This is a genomic window from Dictyobacter halimunensis, from assembly GCF_036245075.1.
Genome location: NZ_BSRI01000002.1, coordinates 551,151 through 565,991, shown reverse-complemented (window position 1 = coordinate 565,991; position 14,841 = coordinate 551,151). Strand labels below are relative to the sequence as shown.

The 14,841-nt window shown below is 52.0% G+C and carries 13 protein-coding genes and 1 pseudogene; 10 read left to right on the top strand and 4 right to left on the bottom strand.

All coding sequences use genetic code 11. The features are described from left to right. The first annotated feature begins 130 nt into the window (after positions 1-130). On the top strand, positions 131-1,207 hold the full coding sequence (locus tag AABA21_RS16415; protein ID WP_338251957.1) for a sodium:calcium antiporter: 1,077 nt from the start codon (positions 131-133) through the stop codon (positions 1,205-1,207). A gap of 89 nt (positions 1,208-1,296) precedes the next feature. Here AABA21_RS16415 and AABA21_RS16410 read toward each other — a convergent pair whose 3' ends face one another. After that, the gene (locus AABA21_RS16410; RefSeq protein ID WP_338251955.1) at positions 1,297-1,923 is read right to left on the bottom strand and encodes a hypothetical protein; all 627 of its coding nucleotides are present in this window, start codon (positions 1,921-1,923) and stop codon (positions 1,297-1,299) included. A gap of 431 nt (positions 1,924-2,354) precedes the next feature. Next, positions 2,355-2,921 carry a P-loop nucleotide/nucleoside kinase family protein gene (locus AABA21_RS16405; protein ID WP_338251953.1) on the bottom strand — a complete coding sequence of 189 codons (567 nt, stop codon included), beginning with the start codon at positions 2,919-2,921 and terminating at the stop codon, positions 2,355-2,357. Between the two features lie 414 nt (positions 2,922-3,335). Here AABA21_RS16405 and nadB point away from each other — a divergent pair, with 414 nt between their 5' ends. From nadB to AABA21_RS16375, 6 genes are all read left to right on the top strand, one after another. Then, entirely contained in the window at positions 3,336-5,012 is a 1,677-nt protein-coding gene (gene nadB / locus AABA21_RS16400; protein WP_338251951.1) for an L-aspartate oxidase, read from the top strand. Next, positions 5,005-5,847, top strand: a complete 843-nt coding sequence (nadC, locus tag AABA21_RS16395) for a carboxylating nicotinate-nucleotide diphosphorylase (RefSeq protein WP_338251949.1) — start codon at positions 5,005-5,007, stop codon at positions 5,845-5,847. Before nadB ends, nadC begins: the two co-directional genes overlap by 8 nt. Before the next feature lie 24 nt (positions 5,848-5,871). Next, positions 5,872-7,056 (top strand): quinolinate synthase NadA, encoded by a 1,185-nt coding sequence (gene nadA / locus AABA21_RS16390; RefSeq protein WP_338251947.1) that lies wholly within the window; start codon positions 5,872-5,874, stop codon positions 7,054-7,056. 169 nt (positions 7,057-7,225) lie between these two features. Then, the gene (locus AABA21_RS16385) at positions 7,226-7,831 is read left to right on the top strand and encodes an ECF transporter S component (protein WP_338251945.1); all 606 of its coding nucleotides are present in this window, start codon (positions 7,226-7,228) and stop codon (positions 7,829-7,831) included. 5 nt (positions 7,832-7,836) lie between these two features. Then, entirely contained in the window at positions 7,837-9,624 is a 1,788-nt protein-coding gene (locus tag AABA21_RS16380) for an ABC transporter ATP-binding protein (RefSeq protein ID WP_338251943.1), read from the top strand. 30 nt (positions 9,625-9,654) lie between these two features. Continuing rightward, a complete protein-coding gene (locus AABA21_RS16375; RefSeq protein WP_338251941.1) occupies positions 9,655-10,488 on the top strand; it encodes an energy-coupling factor transporter transmembrane component T family protein in 834 nt (277 codons plus the stop codon). 75 nt (positions 10,489-10,563) lie between these two features. On the opposite strand, the gene AABA21_RS16370 is transcribed toward AABA21_RS16375, so the two are convergent. Further along, complete coding sequence (locus tag AABA21_RS16370) at positions 10,564-10,854, bottom strand: DUF1330 domain-containing protein (protein ID WP_338251940.1); 291 nt, start codon at positions 10,852-10,854, stop codon at positions 10,564-10,566. A gap of 347 nt (positions 10,855-11,201) precedes the next feature. On the opposite strand from AABA21_RS16370, the pseudogene AABA21_RS39425 reads away from it, so the two are divergent. Both AABA21_RS39425 and bcp read left to right on the top strand, forming a co-directional pair. After that, positions 11,202-12,529, top strand: a pseudogene (locus tag AABA21_RS39425) (MFS transporter). 234 nt (positions 12,530-12,763) lie between these two features. Next, complete coding sequence (bcp, locus tag AABA21_RS16355) at positions 12,764-13,264, top strand: thioredoxin-dependent thiol peroxidase (protein ID WP_338251934.1); 501 nt, start codon at positions 12,764-12,766, stop codon at positions 13,262-13,264. 73 nt (positions 13,265-13,337) lie between these two features. Here bcp and AABA21_RS16350 read toward each other — a convergent pair whose 3' ends face one another. Continuing rightward, entirely contained in the window at positions 13,338-13,898 is a 561-nt protein-coding gene (locus AABA21_RS16350) for an acyl-CoA thioesterase (protein WP_338251932.1), read from the bottom strand. 211 nt (positions 13,899-14,109) lie between these two features. On the opposite strand from AABA21_RS16350, the gene AABA21_RS16345 reads away from it, so the two are divergent. Continuing rightward, positions 14,110-14,733 (top strand): TetR-type transcription factor C-terminal domain-containing protein, encoded by a 624-nt coding sequence (locus AABA21_RS16345; protein WP_338251930.1) that lies wholly within the window; start codon positions 14,110-14,112, stop codon positions 14,731-14,733. Positions 14,734-14,841: the final 108 nt, after the last annotated feature.

Sequence of the window (14,841 nt, the reverse complement as noted above, 5' to 3'; positions counted from 1 at the left end):
TTGTAAGCACATGTATGTATCACAGGGGCTGGGATAGTACGTATAAGAGGCAGTATTTCTTATATCATAGAGATATGTCATGCCTGAAAAGATGACGTTTCATAGCATTTCTATATACGGGGAGAATCCCATGTTTCAATCATTGCCTCTACTGGCCCTTATTGGGATTTTTATTGTTGCGGCCATCGCGGTCTGGCTCTCTGGAATTCAACTGTCCAATAGCACTGATATCCTCTCGGATCGCTTTGGATTGGGGCAGGCGCTTGGCGGTATGATCTTGCTGGCTGTCGCCACCAACCTGCCGGAAATCGCCATTACGGCGACTGCGGGGGTGACCCACAATATCGATATCGCCACCGGTAATATTTTGGGCGGTATCGCCATTCAGACTGTGGTGCTGGTGCTCCTGGATGCCTTTGGAGCCAGAAAAAAAGATGCACTCTCGTACCTTGCCTCTTCCATCGAGCTCGTGCTGGAAGGTGTCCTGGTAATCGCGGTCCTGGTGGTTGCCATTATGGGTACCCAGCTTCCGCAGGGGATAGCTTTTTTGCGTATGTCGCCCTCGGCGTTGCTTATCGTCGTGATCTGGGTGTTTGGACTCTGGCTCTTAAGCAGGGCGCGCAAAGACCTGCCCTGGCAGGTTAAAAAAGATCAGGATGGCGGTGATACGCAGGATGCATCGGCACAGAACACAAAAAAACAGCAAAAGGAGAAGAGTAAAAAGCAGACCTCAACCGGACGCGCGCTGCTAACCTTTATCATCGCATCTGTCATTACGCTGGTCGCCGGCGCGGCCCTGGAGTTTAGCGGTGATGCCATCTCTAAGGATATCGGCTTGAGTGGCGTGCTCTTCGGTGCTACCATCCTTGCCGCAGCCACATCGCTGCCCGAGGTTTCAACGGGTCTGCAATCCACCTGGATCTCCGACTACGAACTGGCTTTCAGCGACATCTTTGGCGGCAACGCCTTCCTGCCCGTCCTTTTCATTCTGGCCGACCTCCTGTCCGGTCAGGCTGTGCTACCCCAGGCGCAGAAGAGCGACATCTACCTGGCCAGTCTGGGCTGCCTGCTCACCGGCATCTACATCTATGGACTCATCTTCCGCCGCCCCAAACAACTCTTCCACCGCGTCGGCATCGACTCGGTTCTCGTGTTAGGCGTCTACATCGTTACCATCATCGGCCTCCTTTTCATGCCTGGCAAATGACCCTATGCGCATAACCTACAAAAGAAGGGGCCAGAGAAAAGCATCAATTCGCTGCTCTCTGGCCCCGTCCCTATATATACATGCATATACTAGCTAAGTTGTTTCCACACACCACTTCTTTGGAGCCAGGCATAGAGAATTCCAATTCCTATCAAAGATAAAAAAACTCTCATATCGTAGTTTCTAATTATCAAAATGATTAGAATAGCTGCCAATACGTGACCCACAACCAGGTAAAATCCCAATTTTTTCCAGGCAAGCAATAAGCTAAAGCCTACAATGGCAACAATTCCCAACAGACTGAGGACAAGAAATACTAGCGGTGAAATCCCCACCCTATTGTTAACCATCGTGCCAAGGGTAGCCAGAAGATTAACCGCCAATCCTATCACTGCAATCACCAGATTGAAAATGATCCATGCGGTCAGGCATCCACCACGCTGTCGTTGGTTTACGGGAGTATCATCCACATCAGGTACAGTAGCCAGTGGATAACCGGCTCGAAAAGCCTGGGGGTAACCGTTGAAAAATTGCACATGTAGTGGTGAATTATCGGGCAGGATAAAATCCTTACCTGCTACCTTTTCCTCAACGCTAGAAAACGTGCCTAATATTGTTCCATTAACCAGTACGGTAGCGGAATTATTTTCCGCCTCCCAATGCACCGTGATACGATGCGTTGCAGTTGCATCCAATGCAAAAACCTGTTTTGACATAATTCCTCTTGCCAAATGTTAGTTATGCGTAGTGCATCCACCAACAGCTAAAATATGAATAATAATGATAGAAACGGGCTGTTAATTATTGTATATATATTTGCCTATGCAAAAGTAAAAGAAACCCGTGATAATGATGTGTTTATTGTAAAGGTGGGGTTAAGCAATCTTAACAAGAAATAAAATTCTCTCAATCGGATAATATAAATTTGAAGATGGTGTGAAACGTGTGTATAACAAGTGTGCCCCGCTTTTCTGCCAGACAATTTTTCAAAGATATAAGTTTCACGTTTACAACTGTAAATGGAAACTGAAAGCTTGCCTATATAGACATCAGAGATGAGGAAGCAGCTGCATCACCGAGGAAGCAGCTGCTTCACCAGGGTCAGAAACCTTAGAGGTGGAGAGGGCACAGGGCATAAGCACAATTGTTATACTATTATTTTGCTTAACAATTGGTCGTAATCAATGTTTGCAAAATCTGTAGTATCGACAACGATGACATCACTGTCAACATCGAGAGTAGTGGAATATCCTTTCTGTAGCGACTCTCTAAACTCCTCAAAATTTTCTAGATAGTACGCCTCAAAATGGCCAGGGTGCTGAGTTCCACTGCTCATACGCTCATGAAATCGTTTAACCAGCGTTTCCCCCTCAGTTCGGCAAGCAATTTGTAAAATTCGGAAATCACATTGTTCTCTGATTTTCTGAATTCTTTCCTCGTTAAAATGCGGCGTTACATCACTCTCAATGATGAGTGATGTTGAAACCTTAAGCATGGTATGAGCCAGGTAAAATAATAAATCATAGGTTGCTACCTCAAGCTTCTCTACCCAATCAGGAGTTTCATACCCCAGACTATCAAACAAAGACTCTTTAATATCATCCTTGCATATAGCCGGTATGGACTTTTTTTCTGCGAGCTGTTTCGCCAAAGAGGTTTTTCCGGTAGCAGCAGGTCCGCTAACAATGACTAATAATGGCGTCGTCGTTTTCATAGCAATTCCAGTATTCTCATATTAAAATCTGACATCGCGAGAGATAATCTTATCTAGATAATATTTTACCATACTCTTCATCAGTCTAAAATTCGGCTGGAGTTAGTTTTTTCATCCAATCGAAATGCTCTCGATATTCATCCGTGAGAAAGAGGGTGAAATACCCAGTTATTGAGCTCAAAACCAGGCGTATTTTGACATCATGTGTGCTGAATTTTGTTGGCCAAAACTGGACAGTGCTGCCGGGGAGGAAATTTCGGAGGAACGCCAGATTCGCGCAATCTAGCATGGACAAATGCCCCAAAATAGGGTACACTTGACACTAAAGGTCGGACTTAGTGTAAATTAAACACCTTTTCTTTTTTGTCTGAGTCGTAAGTGTACAAGTTACACTTATTCGAAGGAGAATAAGGCATGACTCACAGCCAACCGTTTGATGTGGCTATCATTGGTGGCGGCATCGCGGGACTTTCGGTAGCTTTGCGTTTGCCTGAGCATGTGCGTGTGGCCCTTTTCACCAAGGGTCAGCTCGGTGAGAGTAATACGCGCTATGCGCAGGGGGGCCTGGCGGTGGCTCTGGGAGAAGATGATGATCCCGAGCTTCATCTGCAGGATACGCTGGCTGCCGGCGCTGGATTGTGTGACGAGGATGCGGTACGTACTCTGGTTGAGCAGGCTCCCGGAGCTGTGCGCTGGTTGATCGAAATGGGTGTCCAGTTCGATCGGGCGCAGCCCGGTGAAGATGCTCATGCCACACCCGATGGGCTGCTGTTAGGCCGTGAGGGTGCCCATTGTCGCTGGCGCGTGCTGCACGCCGGTGGCGATGCAACGGGCGCTGAGATTGAGCGCGCGCTGACGACTGCTATTCAAGCGCGTTCCTCGATTGATTTATATGAAAATACTTTTGTACAACATTTGATGATGCGTGATGGTCGCTGTGTGGGTTTGCAAGCGACACACCGCAATGGAGAGTCCTTCTCTGTGGAGGCTCGTGCTGTAGTGCTGGCGAATGGTGGGGCGGGCGGCCTGTGGCTGCATACCTCGAATCCTGCTGGTGCGACGGCTGATGGATTGGCGCTGGCCTGGGAGGCGGGCGCCGCACTAACCGATCTGGAATTTATGCAGTTTCATCCCACTGTGATGGTGGTTGATGGGGCTTCCAACCTCATTTCTGAGGCGGTACGCGGCGAGGGGGCGTATCTACGCAACCATGCTGGCGAGCGTTTTATGCCGCGTTACAGCCCGCAGGAGGAACTGGCTCCACGCGACGTGGTGGCACGCGCCATCTTGAACGAGATGCTGAGCGAGCAGACCGATTGTCAGTATCTGGATCTGCGCCACCTGCCCGCTGAGAAGATGCACGCGCGTTTCCCGACCATCTCTGCCTTCTGCCGGCAACATGGTCTGGACCTGGCGACCGATCTATTGCCGATCGCTCCGGCAGCCCACTATTGCATGGGTGGCGTGCTGGTAGATACCTATGGACATACTACTGTTGATGGCCTGTATGCCGTTGGCGAGGTAGCCTGTACCGGTGTGCATGGCGCCAATCGCCTGGCCAGCAATTCACTGCTGGAGGGCCTGGTATATGGAATTCGTATCGCCGATCATTTTGTACAAACCGGTGGCATGGAGTCCATGGGCTCATCGTCGCTATATCGTGCGGCCCGGATTTTAACATACGATGACGAAATTCGCGCCATAGATGTATCGGCATCTGGTTCGATGTATGAGCTGTCAACAGCACAGGTTCGCCGGACGGTGCGCCAGGTGATGTGGCAGTATGTGTCGTTGTGCCGCGATCAGGAAGGGCTGCTCGAAGCGCAGAGCCAGATTCAGCGCTTGCGTGCCGAGTTGTTCCTGGCAGAAGGACGGGATGCCTTTACTTTGGAAACCTTGAATATGCTGCTTGTGGCCGAACTGGTCATTGCTGCGGCCCTCGAACGACGAGAGAGTCGGGGGAGCCACTGGCGTCTGGATTATCAGAACGCAGATACACGCCTGGCTGCCCGGCATCTCGCTTTTGTGCCTCTGCACAGTGTTCCTTTTGGATCACTGGAGCTGCAGAAGGAGGCTGTCTCACATGCATAAACCGCCTGTGGATCTGATTAAGAAGGCGTTAGAAGAAGATGGAGCCTTTGCTGATATCACGACTCTGAGTACGGTACCCGAGGAGCAGTGGTCGGAGGGACGTATCCTGGCGCGCAAGCCGGGCGTTGTTGCCGGTATCGCTGTGGCTGCCGAAGTGTTTCGACAGGTAGACGAGCGTATTCAGATTCAGCAACTGGTGCGGGATGGCGCGTCGGTGCAGGCCGATGAGAACCTGCTGCTCCTGGCTGGTCCCGCTCGCTCGCTCTTGAGCGCTGAGCGCGTTGCGCTCAATTTTCTGGGCCGCCTGTCTGGAGTCGCGACGCTAACCGCGCAGTGTGCGCAGGCTGTTGAAGGCTCGCGTACACGTATCATCGATACGCGTAAGACTACTCCGGGGTTACGCGCCCTGGAAAAAATGGCTGTATTGCTGGGTGGAGGCTATAATCATCGCTTTGGGCTCAATGATGGCGTTCTGATTAAAGATAACCATATTAAAGCGGCGGGTGGCATCAAGGCCGCAGTGGCCGGTGCTCGTCAGATGGCGCCCCACCTGCTCAAAATTGAAGTCGAATGTGAGACGCTGGCCGAGGTACGCACCGCGCTGGAGGCGGGTGCCGATGTTATTCTGCTGGATAATATGACGGTCGAACAGATGGGCGAGGCGGTAGATGTGATCCGCCGTGAAGATCCCCGTGTCTTAATCGAGGCCTCTGGCGATATTGGAACTAATCCTGAGCGTTTACGCGCTGTTGCCGCGACCGGCGTAGATTTTATCTCGCTCGGCGCCCTGACGCATTCAGCGCCCAATTTTAACATCTCTCTAGAGTTTGCATAAAGCATGTTCTGAAGGAGCAAACCCATGGCTGTCAAAACTGAGTGTGCCGTAAGCCAGGAAACGCATGTACTGCCGCTGCTCAATCCGCAGAAACGCGCTCGTTATGACCTTTCAAAGCGCGTAGATGCGATCCCTCTATTCTACGCTGAGATGGGTGGTGAGGAACTGGACCGCCGCATCAGCGCGGCCCGGGCCGCCCTTGGCGAGCGCCTGGTGATCCTGGGCCACCACTACCAGCGTGATGAAATCATCAAGTACGCGGACTATCGCGGTGATTCATTCAAGCTGGCGCAGCTGGCTTCTAAACGCAAGAACGCCGACTATATCATCTTTTGTGGCGTACACTTCATGGCTGAGAGCGCCGACGTGCTCAGTGAACCGCATCAGAAGGTCATCCTGCCCAATCCGGCGGCCGGCTGCTCTATGGCCGATATGGCCAATATTGCTGAGGTCGAAGAGTGCTGGGAACTGCTGCACGAGACGCTGGGGGATGACGCCGGTATCATTCCGGTCACCTACATGAACTCGGCGGCCAACCTGAAGGCTTTTTGTGGTGTCAACGGAGGTATCGTCTGTACCTCGTCGAATGCTCCAAAGGTTATCGATTGGGCGTTCAAGCAGGGCAAACGTGTGCTCTTCTTCCCCGATCAGCACCTGGGGCGCAACACGGCTGCCCACTATGGGATCGCTGCCGACCAGATGGTGGTCTGGGACCCTAAAGATCCGATGGCCTTTGACGATGCGGAAGAGGTACTGGCCAATTCAAAGATCATCCTCTGGAAAGGTCACTGCTCGACCCACATGCGCTTCAGCGTTGAGCAGATCGAGAAGGCGCGCGCCGATTATCCCGGCATCAACGTCATCGTTCATCCTGAGTGCCGCCAGGAGGTGGTCAATGCCGCAGATCTCTACGGTTCGACCGAATACATCATCGAGCAGATCGGGAAGGCCCCGGCCGGTAGCCAGTGGGCAGTAGCCACCGAGATCAACCTGGTTCACCGCATCGCCCAGGAGAATCCCGACAAGTTTGTCTTCTGTCTCGATCCGATCGTCTGCCCTTGCTCAACCATGTACCGCATCCATCCGGCCTACGTCGCCTGGGTGCTGGAAGAGCTTTTGGAAGACAATGTGATCAACCAGGTCAGCGTTGATGAAGAGACCGCCCACTGGGCGCGTGTCGCTCTGCAGCGCATGCTCGATCTGGCGTAAGATCAATATAAAACAACTGAAGCAGCACAAAAGAGGTTATCCCGTGAGCATGGATAGCCTCTTTATTTTTCGCGCATGTTCGCTTTTCTTTTGAACTCATCTGGTTTATACTGGTAAAGCAAACCGCCTTTTTATTGGAAGCTGGTTTTTCTTCAGAAGGAGCAAGAATGTGAGTGACGTTAGCTCTAATCCTTCCACTACTCGTCCCTGGTCATTGACGACGGAACGGATCATCATCGCGGGCGTACTGGCTGCTATCACCATTATCCTTGGCGTCATCCCAAACCTCGGTTTTATCCCTCTTCCCAATGCGATTGGTAACGCGACCATTGAGCACATTCCTACCATTGTGGGTGGTGTGATCGCCGGACCAATCGTCGGTCTTATTTCGGGCTTGATCTTTGGAGTGCTCAGCTTTTTTCGCGCCACCGTCCCTTTTTTTAAAGATCCAAGCGTCGCTATTCTGCCGCGCATCTTTATTGGCCTGACGGCCTGGGCTACTTTTGCCGCCCTGGTGCGCATCAACCGGGACCTGGCGGCGGCTGCGGCTGGTTTTGTAGGCGCGGCCACCAACACCATCCTGGTTGTGGCAGCCCTCATTATTCGCGGCTATTTTCCGGCGCAGGTGATTATTTCGATCGTACTGGTGCAGTCCATCATCGAGGCCATCATCGCAGCGATTCTGACCGTCATCCTGGTACGCATCTTCTACATTTTGGAGTCGCGCCTGGTCCACGCACCTGACACGAAGCCGCGTGATCAACTGCCGTATTAAGCATTATGATTGAGATCAAGAACGCTACATTTAACTATAGCGCGCAGGCGGACGTGCCGCCTGCGCTGCGGGATATTTTTCTGACCATTCGTGAAGGGGAGACGGTCGCCATTATTGGTCAGAACGGCTCAGGGAAGAGCACACTCAGCAGATTGCTGGCCGCTATCCTGACACCCCAATCTGGTTCGGTGCTGGTTGATGGCCTGCGCACCGATGCCGGTGGGGACGACATCTGGACCATTCGCCAGCGCGTCGGGGTGGTCTTTCAGAATCCGGATGATCAGCTGATCGCCAGCACCGTTATCGATGAGGTGGCCTTTGGCCCAGAGAATCTGGGCCTGCCGCGCGCTGAGATCGCTATACGTGTGCGAGAGGCCATGCAGGCTCTGGACCTGGAAGACTACGCGCAGGTCGCGATCAGCGAGCTCTCGGTCAGCCTTAAGCAGCGTGTAGCCATTGCCGGTGTGCTGGCCATGCGACCGCGCTACCTGGTTCTGGATGAACCAACCACCATGATCTCCGGTCATACAGCCAGTCAACTGATGGAAACGATTCAGAACCTGGCGCACGAGCAGGGGATTGCCGTCATCCATATCACGCATTTTATGCCTGAGATTGTTTCGTTTGATCGCGTGATCGTGATGGACGCTGGTCGCATCTTGATGGATGATACACCAGCGGCTATCTTCTCTCGTACCGACGAACTTCAGGCCGTCGGACTTGACGTTCCGATGGTGACGCATATCGGACACACCTTGCGCGCTCAGGGCTGGTTACAGCTTCCAGCCGTGGTACTGAGTCCCGAGCAGTTTGTTGTTTCTCCTGAGGCCACCGGCCAGGTTGTTTCTGTGACCGCGAGCGAGCCGGGTAGCGCCAATCAGCCCCATGCGCTTCATCCTCTCACCCCCGAGTTGATCACAGAAAAAGGGGATGCCTTCCTATTCGGGCTGCATGGTATTTCTTATATCCATAGAAGCGAGACGCCTTTCGCGCAGGAGGCTCTGCATCAGCTGGCGCTGGCAATCACGCCGGGGAGCGCCGTCGGTCTGGTGGGTCCGACTGGTTCGGGCAAGTCAACGCTGATCGATCTACTGGCGGGCCTGATCAAACCCACCTCTGGCCTCTTTTATTTTAATGGTAAGAATACGAGCGATAAGGCATTTAAACTGGCCAGCATACGTTCCCGTGTGGGGGTCGTCTTTCAATCTCCCGAATCGCAGATTTTTGAGGAGACGGTAGGCAAAGATGTCTCGTTTGGGCCGCGCCAGCGCAAGTTCTCTCTGGCTGAGTCGCGTCGCCTGGTACAGGAGTCTCTGGAGGCGGTGGGACTGCCCTATGAGGATTTCCGTACCCGGTATACCTATGCCTTGAGTGGTGGGCAGAAGCGCAGGGTGGCGATCGCGGGCGTGCTGGCCCTGCAGCCAGAGGTGATTATCTTTGATGAGCCGATGGCCGGTCTTGATCCACAGGGACGGCATGAGCTGTTTGCTCTGATACGAGCGCTCAAGCAGCGCTCGGGTTTAACGCTTATCTACGCATCCAGTAGCCTGAGGGATGTGATCGAACTGGTGGACACCATTCATGTACTGGATAAGGGGCGCCTGGTCTTTAGTGGTACACCCAGGGAGACACTGTCGCGGGCACCCGAGTTGCGCGCCCTGGATATTGCCTTGCCGGAGGCGGCGCAGATCGCGCTCTCCTTGCGCGCGCAGCTACCGGCATTGCGGACTGATGTCCTGGATCGTGCCGAATTAGAAGCGGAATTGCTGAAAGCACGTTTCGGTGTTCTTTGAACTATCGGTGTCCTTGCAAGGGTGGTGGCTATGATTGAGCTTTCTCGCTATATAACCTTTGGGCAGTATGTGAACAATGGTTCTGTGCTGGCGCGCATGGATCCACGGGCCAAGCTGATCTGCGCTGTTTTATTGATCGGCCTGACCTCTTATCTGAGTACCTTTCAGGCCTTTGCGCTCTGCCTGCTGTTTTGTATCGTTTTGCATCAGCTATCGCGCATCTCGCTCGGCTATGTCCTGCGCAGTCTGCGACCATTTCTCATCTTTTTGTTGATTGCCTTTATCTTTGAGGTTCTATTCTATGTGCCTCCACATAGCTCGCAGTGGCTCTGGCACTGGTGGATCTTAGGCATAACCTGGCAGGGCATCATCAATAGCGTACTGACGATTGTGCGCGTCCTCTTCCTTTACTATCTGGCGACCATGCTGTCTTTTACAACCTCGATGGTAGATCTGACGGACGGCATGGAGGTGCTAGCCGCTCCGCTGCAGAGGATTGGTATCCCGATCAATGCCCTGGTGATGGTGCTGGTGATCGCCCTCAAGTTTATCCCGATATTTGTTACCGAGGTTGAACGTCTTATGAAGGCCCAGGCGGCTCGGGGACTGAACTTTGACCAGGGCAACCTCTTCCAGCGCGTCTCAAAGCTCTCTCTGCTGCTCATTCCACTCTTTGTCAGTGGCTTCAAAAAAGTTAAAGTCCTCAACGTGGCTATGGAGGCTCGCTGCTATGGACGTCACGCGGGCTGGCAGCGCACCAGGCTACGCGCCCTGCACTTCACTCGCTTTGATATCCTGGCCCTGACAGCAACCATCATCATCTGCGCGCTTCTTGTCGGCATCAATCTCCTGTTTAGCCACTGACGTTGATTTGCATGTTTGCGCACCCCCCTCAAAAAAATAGCAGAGCCACGTCAAGCGGCTCTGCTATAGCAGAAGCTATTCAGCTCCCTGGATCATCACGGCCCGGGCTTCAGATGCGCGGAAGCGGATCTCCCTGATTTTTGAATATTCGGGTGAATCGTACCAGCGCCTGAACTGTGCCGCGTCTTCAAATTCCAGGATCACCAGGCGCTGCAGGGGCCATTCGCCCTCGATAACCTCGAAGGCGCCTCCGCGCACCAGAAATTTGCCGCCGTATTTTTCCAGTGTCGCACCGACCTGCTTGCGATACTCCTCATACATCTGTGGATCATGCACTTTAACATCAACAATAAAATATGCAGCCATTGAGCTTCACTTCTTTCTTTTCTTGCGATCTAGTCGTGATGGCAGATTTTTCTCGGAACGCTTGTTAGCGACCATTGTCTACAGCATAAGGAAAAGAAGCAATGCTGTCAAATTCATTTTGTAGAGAGTAAAGGGAGAATGTACTGGCTGCTGAACAGTTTACAACATTTACTTTATTTTATTCTTATGTTGCTTTGACATACAAATAACTTATTTATGCGACCTGATTTTGAAATATACACAGCAAGTGTTCTTTTAGTAGAAAAATCATATTGTAGGGCTGAGAAAATTGTGCTACAGTGGAGTTACCCGGCAATGGGTTTTTATATGGAGGTTTTACATTTACAATGAAAAAGCGTGTAGGGAATGTGCGTTGGGGCATTGCAAGCCTGTTGAGTCTAGGAATTATCGTCAATTACCTGGATCGTGTAAATATCTCAGTTGCACTTACTCCACTTGAAAAAGAGCTCGGGCTCTCAAATTTTGAAACTGGTTTGATTCTTTCTTCATTTCTCTGGAGCTATACCATTTTGCAGCTACCAGTCGGTGCGTGGTTGGACCGTTTTGGTGTGCGCTGGCTCAATCGCATAGGTAGTGTTATCTGGGCGTTGGCTACGTTCATGACAGGTCTGGTCAGTGGCTTCGGTTTGATTATCCTGTCTCGTATCTTGCTTGGTATTGGTGAGGCTCCAGTCTTTCCGGGCGCTTCCAAGGCGACCGGTTACTGGTTTCCCATCAAGGAGCGTGGCTTGGCCACTTCGGCCTTCGACGCGGCCGCCAAGTTCTCTTCGGTGATCGGGGCACCGCTGATGGCATTTATTGTTGCGGGCTATGGATGGAGGGCCGCCTTCATTGCGGCTGGTGTCATCAACATCGTCTACGCGGTTATCTACTGGGCGCTGTATAGAGATCCCAGCGATTCAAAGGCGCTGTCAGAGGACGAGCATCGCTACATCGTTGAGGGGGCGCGCAGCCTGAGAAGGTTGCTCCGACCAACGCGATGGCGAATTTTGGATTTTTGTTACGTCAGCCAAAGGTCTGGGGCCTGAGCCTTGGATTCGCGGCCTACAACTATTCATTCTACCTGTTTCTCACCTGGCTCCCTGGCTATCTGCAGAAATCGCTGCATATGTCGGTCCTGAAAAGTGGCTGGTACACGATTATTCCCTGGATTGTGGCAACGATTACCGACCTGGTTATCGGTGGTGTGCTGGTAGATGCTTTGATCGCTCGCGGTTATGACGCTACCAGGGTACGTAAAACGATCGTCACGATTGGTATGCTGCTGGGTCTGGCGGTGATCGGGGCCGCGTTCACGACCAATGCCGTCCTGGCGACGATCTGGATCAGCATCGCCATTGGTGGTCTGGCCTTTGCTGCGCCGGTGGCCTGGAGTATTCCGGCCATCATCGCGCCAAAGGGAACCGTTGGCTCTGTAGGAAGTATTATGAATCTACTGGGCAACATCTCGGGTATTATTGCTCCGATTGTGGCTGGTCTGGTGATTGATAAAACCAACTCGTTTGCGGCCAACTTCCTGATCGCTGGCGCTATTCTCATCGTAGGCGTTCTCTGCTTCCTCTTCTTGCTAGGTCGTATCGAGCAGATCAAAATGCCTGGCGAGGATGAGAAAGAAACGGCGCAAGAGGATATGGTGGGCGCCTCTAAAGCCTGAGGCGTAGACTGGATATTCTGAATCTCCGCGTGGAATTATAACCATACCACAACACAGGCAGCAAAGGACACAACTATGTGTTCCTTGCTGCCTGTGTTGTGGTATTGAGAGGAATATTTCTGGCATGGCCCCTGTTACAATGCATATAAAGAGCGTACCAGAAACTGTCCTCTATCTGGTTTTCTGGGATGGCCTATAACGCGAACCATATACGCTAAGATGAAAGGTGTTTTTATGAGCGAGACTGAAATTCAGGAACAGCAGCCTGCTCCCGATTTTACATTGCCCGCTATTGGTAGCGAAGATATAGTCAAAGATGGTCAGGTACATTTAGGAGACTTCAAGGGCAAGAACGTTGTTGTTCTCTATTTCTATCCAAAAGATGATACCCCTGGCTGTACGAAGGAGGCCTGTAGCTTCCGTGATGCCAACCATCTGCTACAACAGCGCGGCGTAGTCGTTCTCGGCATCAGTGTAGATAGTATCGCATCCCACCAGAAGTTTAAAGATAAGTTTTCTCTCCCATTCCCCCTGCTTGCTGATACCGAAAAGACGGTCGCGGAACAGTATCACGTCTGGAAAGAAAAGAACATGTACGGCAAGAAGTATATGGGCGTTGACCGTCAGACCTTCTTGATCGATAAAGACGGCGTCGTGCGCAAAGTCTGGCGTAAGGTGAAGCCTGACGAGCACGCCAACGAAGTACTGGAGACTGTTGAGTCCCTGGGCCTCTAAACATATCTGTTCCAGTCATATAGAAAGTGGCATCCAATATTAACGTATTGGATGCCGCTTCTTTTGGGTTGTTTTAGTGTGCGTCGGTTTCGCGCTGTAGCTGTTTGAATTCTTCATCGATCTTCTGACGGCGCAGACGGCGTTGGCGTGCGTGCTCAATGATCTTTGCCTCTTCTTCATCGGCCGGGACCAGTGGAGGGACCTGCCGTGGTTTGCGGTTCTCATCCAGGGCTACATAGATGACATAACTGCTGGCGATCTTGCGTACCTCGCGGCTGATCAGGTCCTCAGCGGTGACCTCTACGCCGACCTCCATGCTCGTTCTGCCGACGTAATGCATGGTACAGAGAACGGAGACCACATCGCCGATAAAGGCGGGGGCGAGAAAGTCGAAGCGCTCGACACGGGCCGTGACGACGGTCGGACTCTGGCAATGTTTAATGGCGACAATGGCGGCCGCCTCATCGACCATGCGCATGATGACGCCGCCATGGACGTTGCCCTGTCCGTTGGCGTCGATTAACTCCATGATTCTGCGCGTGGTGCTACGCGAGTAAGCGATACTACGCCCCTGCGTCAAATCGACTTCAGGAAAATTGCGGTAGCGTGTGAATATTCTATCGAATGGGTTCATGTTACTCTCTCTTACACATAGGTTGTTTTGCACCCACTACTATATCTTATTCTGTTCCGAGCAACAAGGCTGCCTGTATATATATTCTCGGCTTGTTTTTTTCCGCTTTGGATACACTTGTAGGTATCTTTAGAGTAGCCAGGGGTGAATAACCTCTTTCGGCATATCAAGTATTGTAATGTGTGGTTGTTCTGGTGGGGGTGAAGTGAAGATGCGTAACAAAGAGGAACTATGGGCCATCGTGGCGAAGCAGTTTGGTGATAAGGGATATCAAGGTACGGCGATGCGTGATATCGCGCGTGTATTAGAGATGAGTGAAGCTCATGTCGTTGGCTTGCTCGGGACCAGGGATGAAATGCTCTGGCATATTGTGTCTCGCGTGGCTGGTCTATTTTTAACCCAGGCGCGTACCGTGCCGCGTACGATTTCGCCGGCTGAACAGTTGCATCTGTTGATCTATCGTCACCTGGAAGTTGTAGCGCAGGATCGCGATCATGTCTGCGTTTTTTTGCGCGATTGGGTCTTTCTCGATGATGTCCGGCGCCAGGAGATTCAGGCAATGCGTGAAACGTATGATGCATACTTTTACCGCGTTGTTGTCGCGGGTGTTAAAGAGAAGGTCTTTCGTGTGTCCGATAGCTTGCTCGCCTGTTTGTTTGTGCTTTCGGCACTGCAGTGGACGCATCAGTGGTTTAATGCCAGCGATGCTTTAACCTTTACCCGCCTGGCAGATCAATACAGCGTCCTCTTGCTGAATGCGCTCTGCTCTGATTATGTGGTGCCGCTGGATGGAGCTATCGACTACCTTCACCAGAAAGAAGAGCAACCAGACTGATACTTCTGGCGTGGTGATGAGCATGCGTGTACGCATTCTCTCTACCAGGGTCGATAGAGGCTCTATGCCATAGTGGGTATATGTGATGGGTTAGAGGTATAGAGCCTG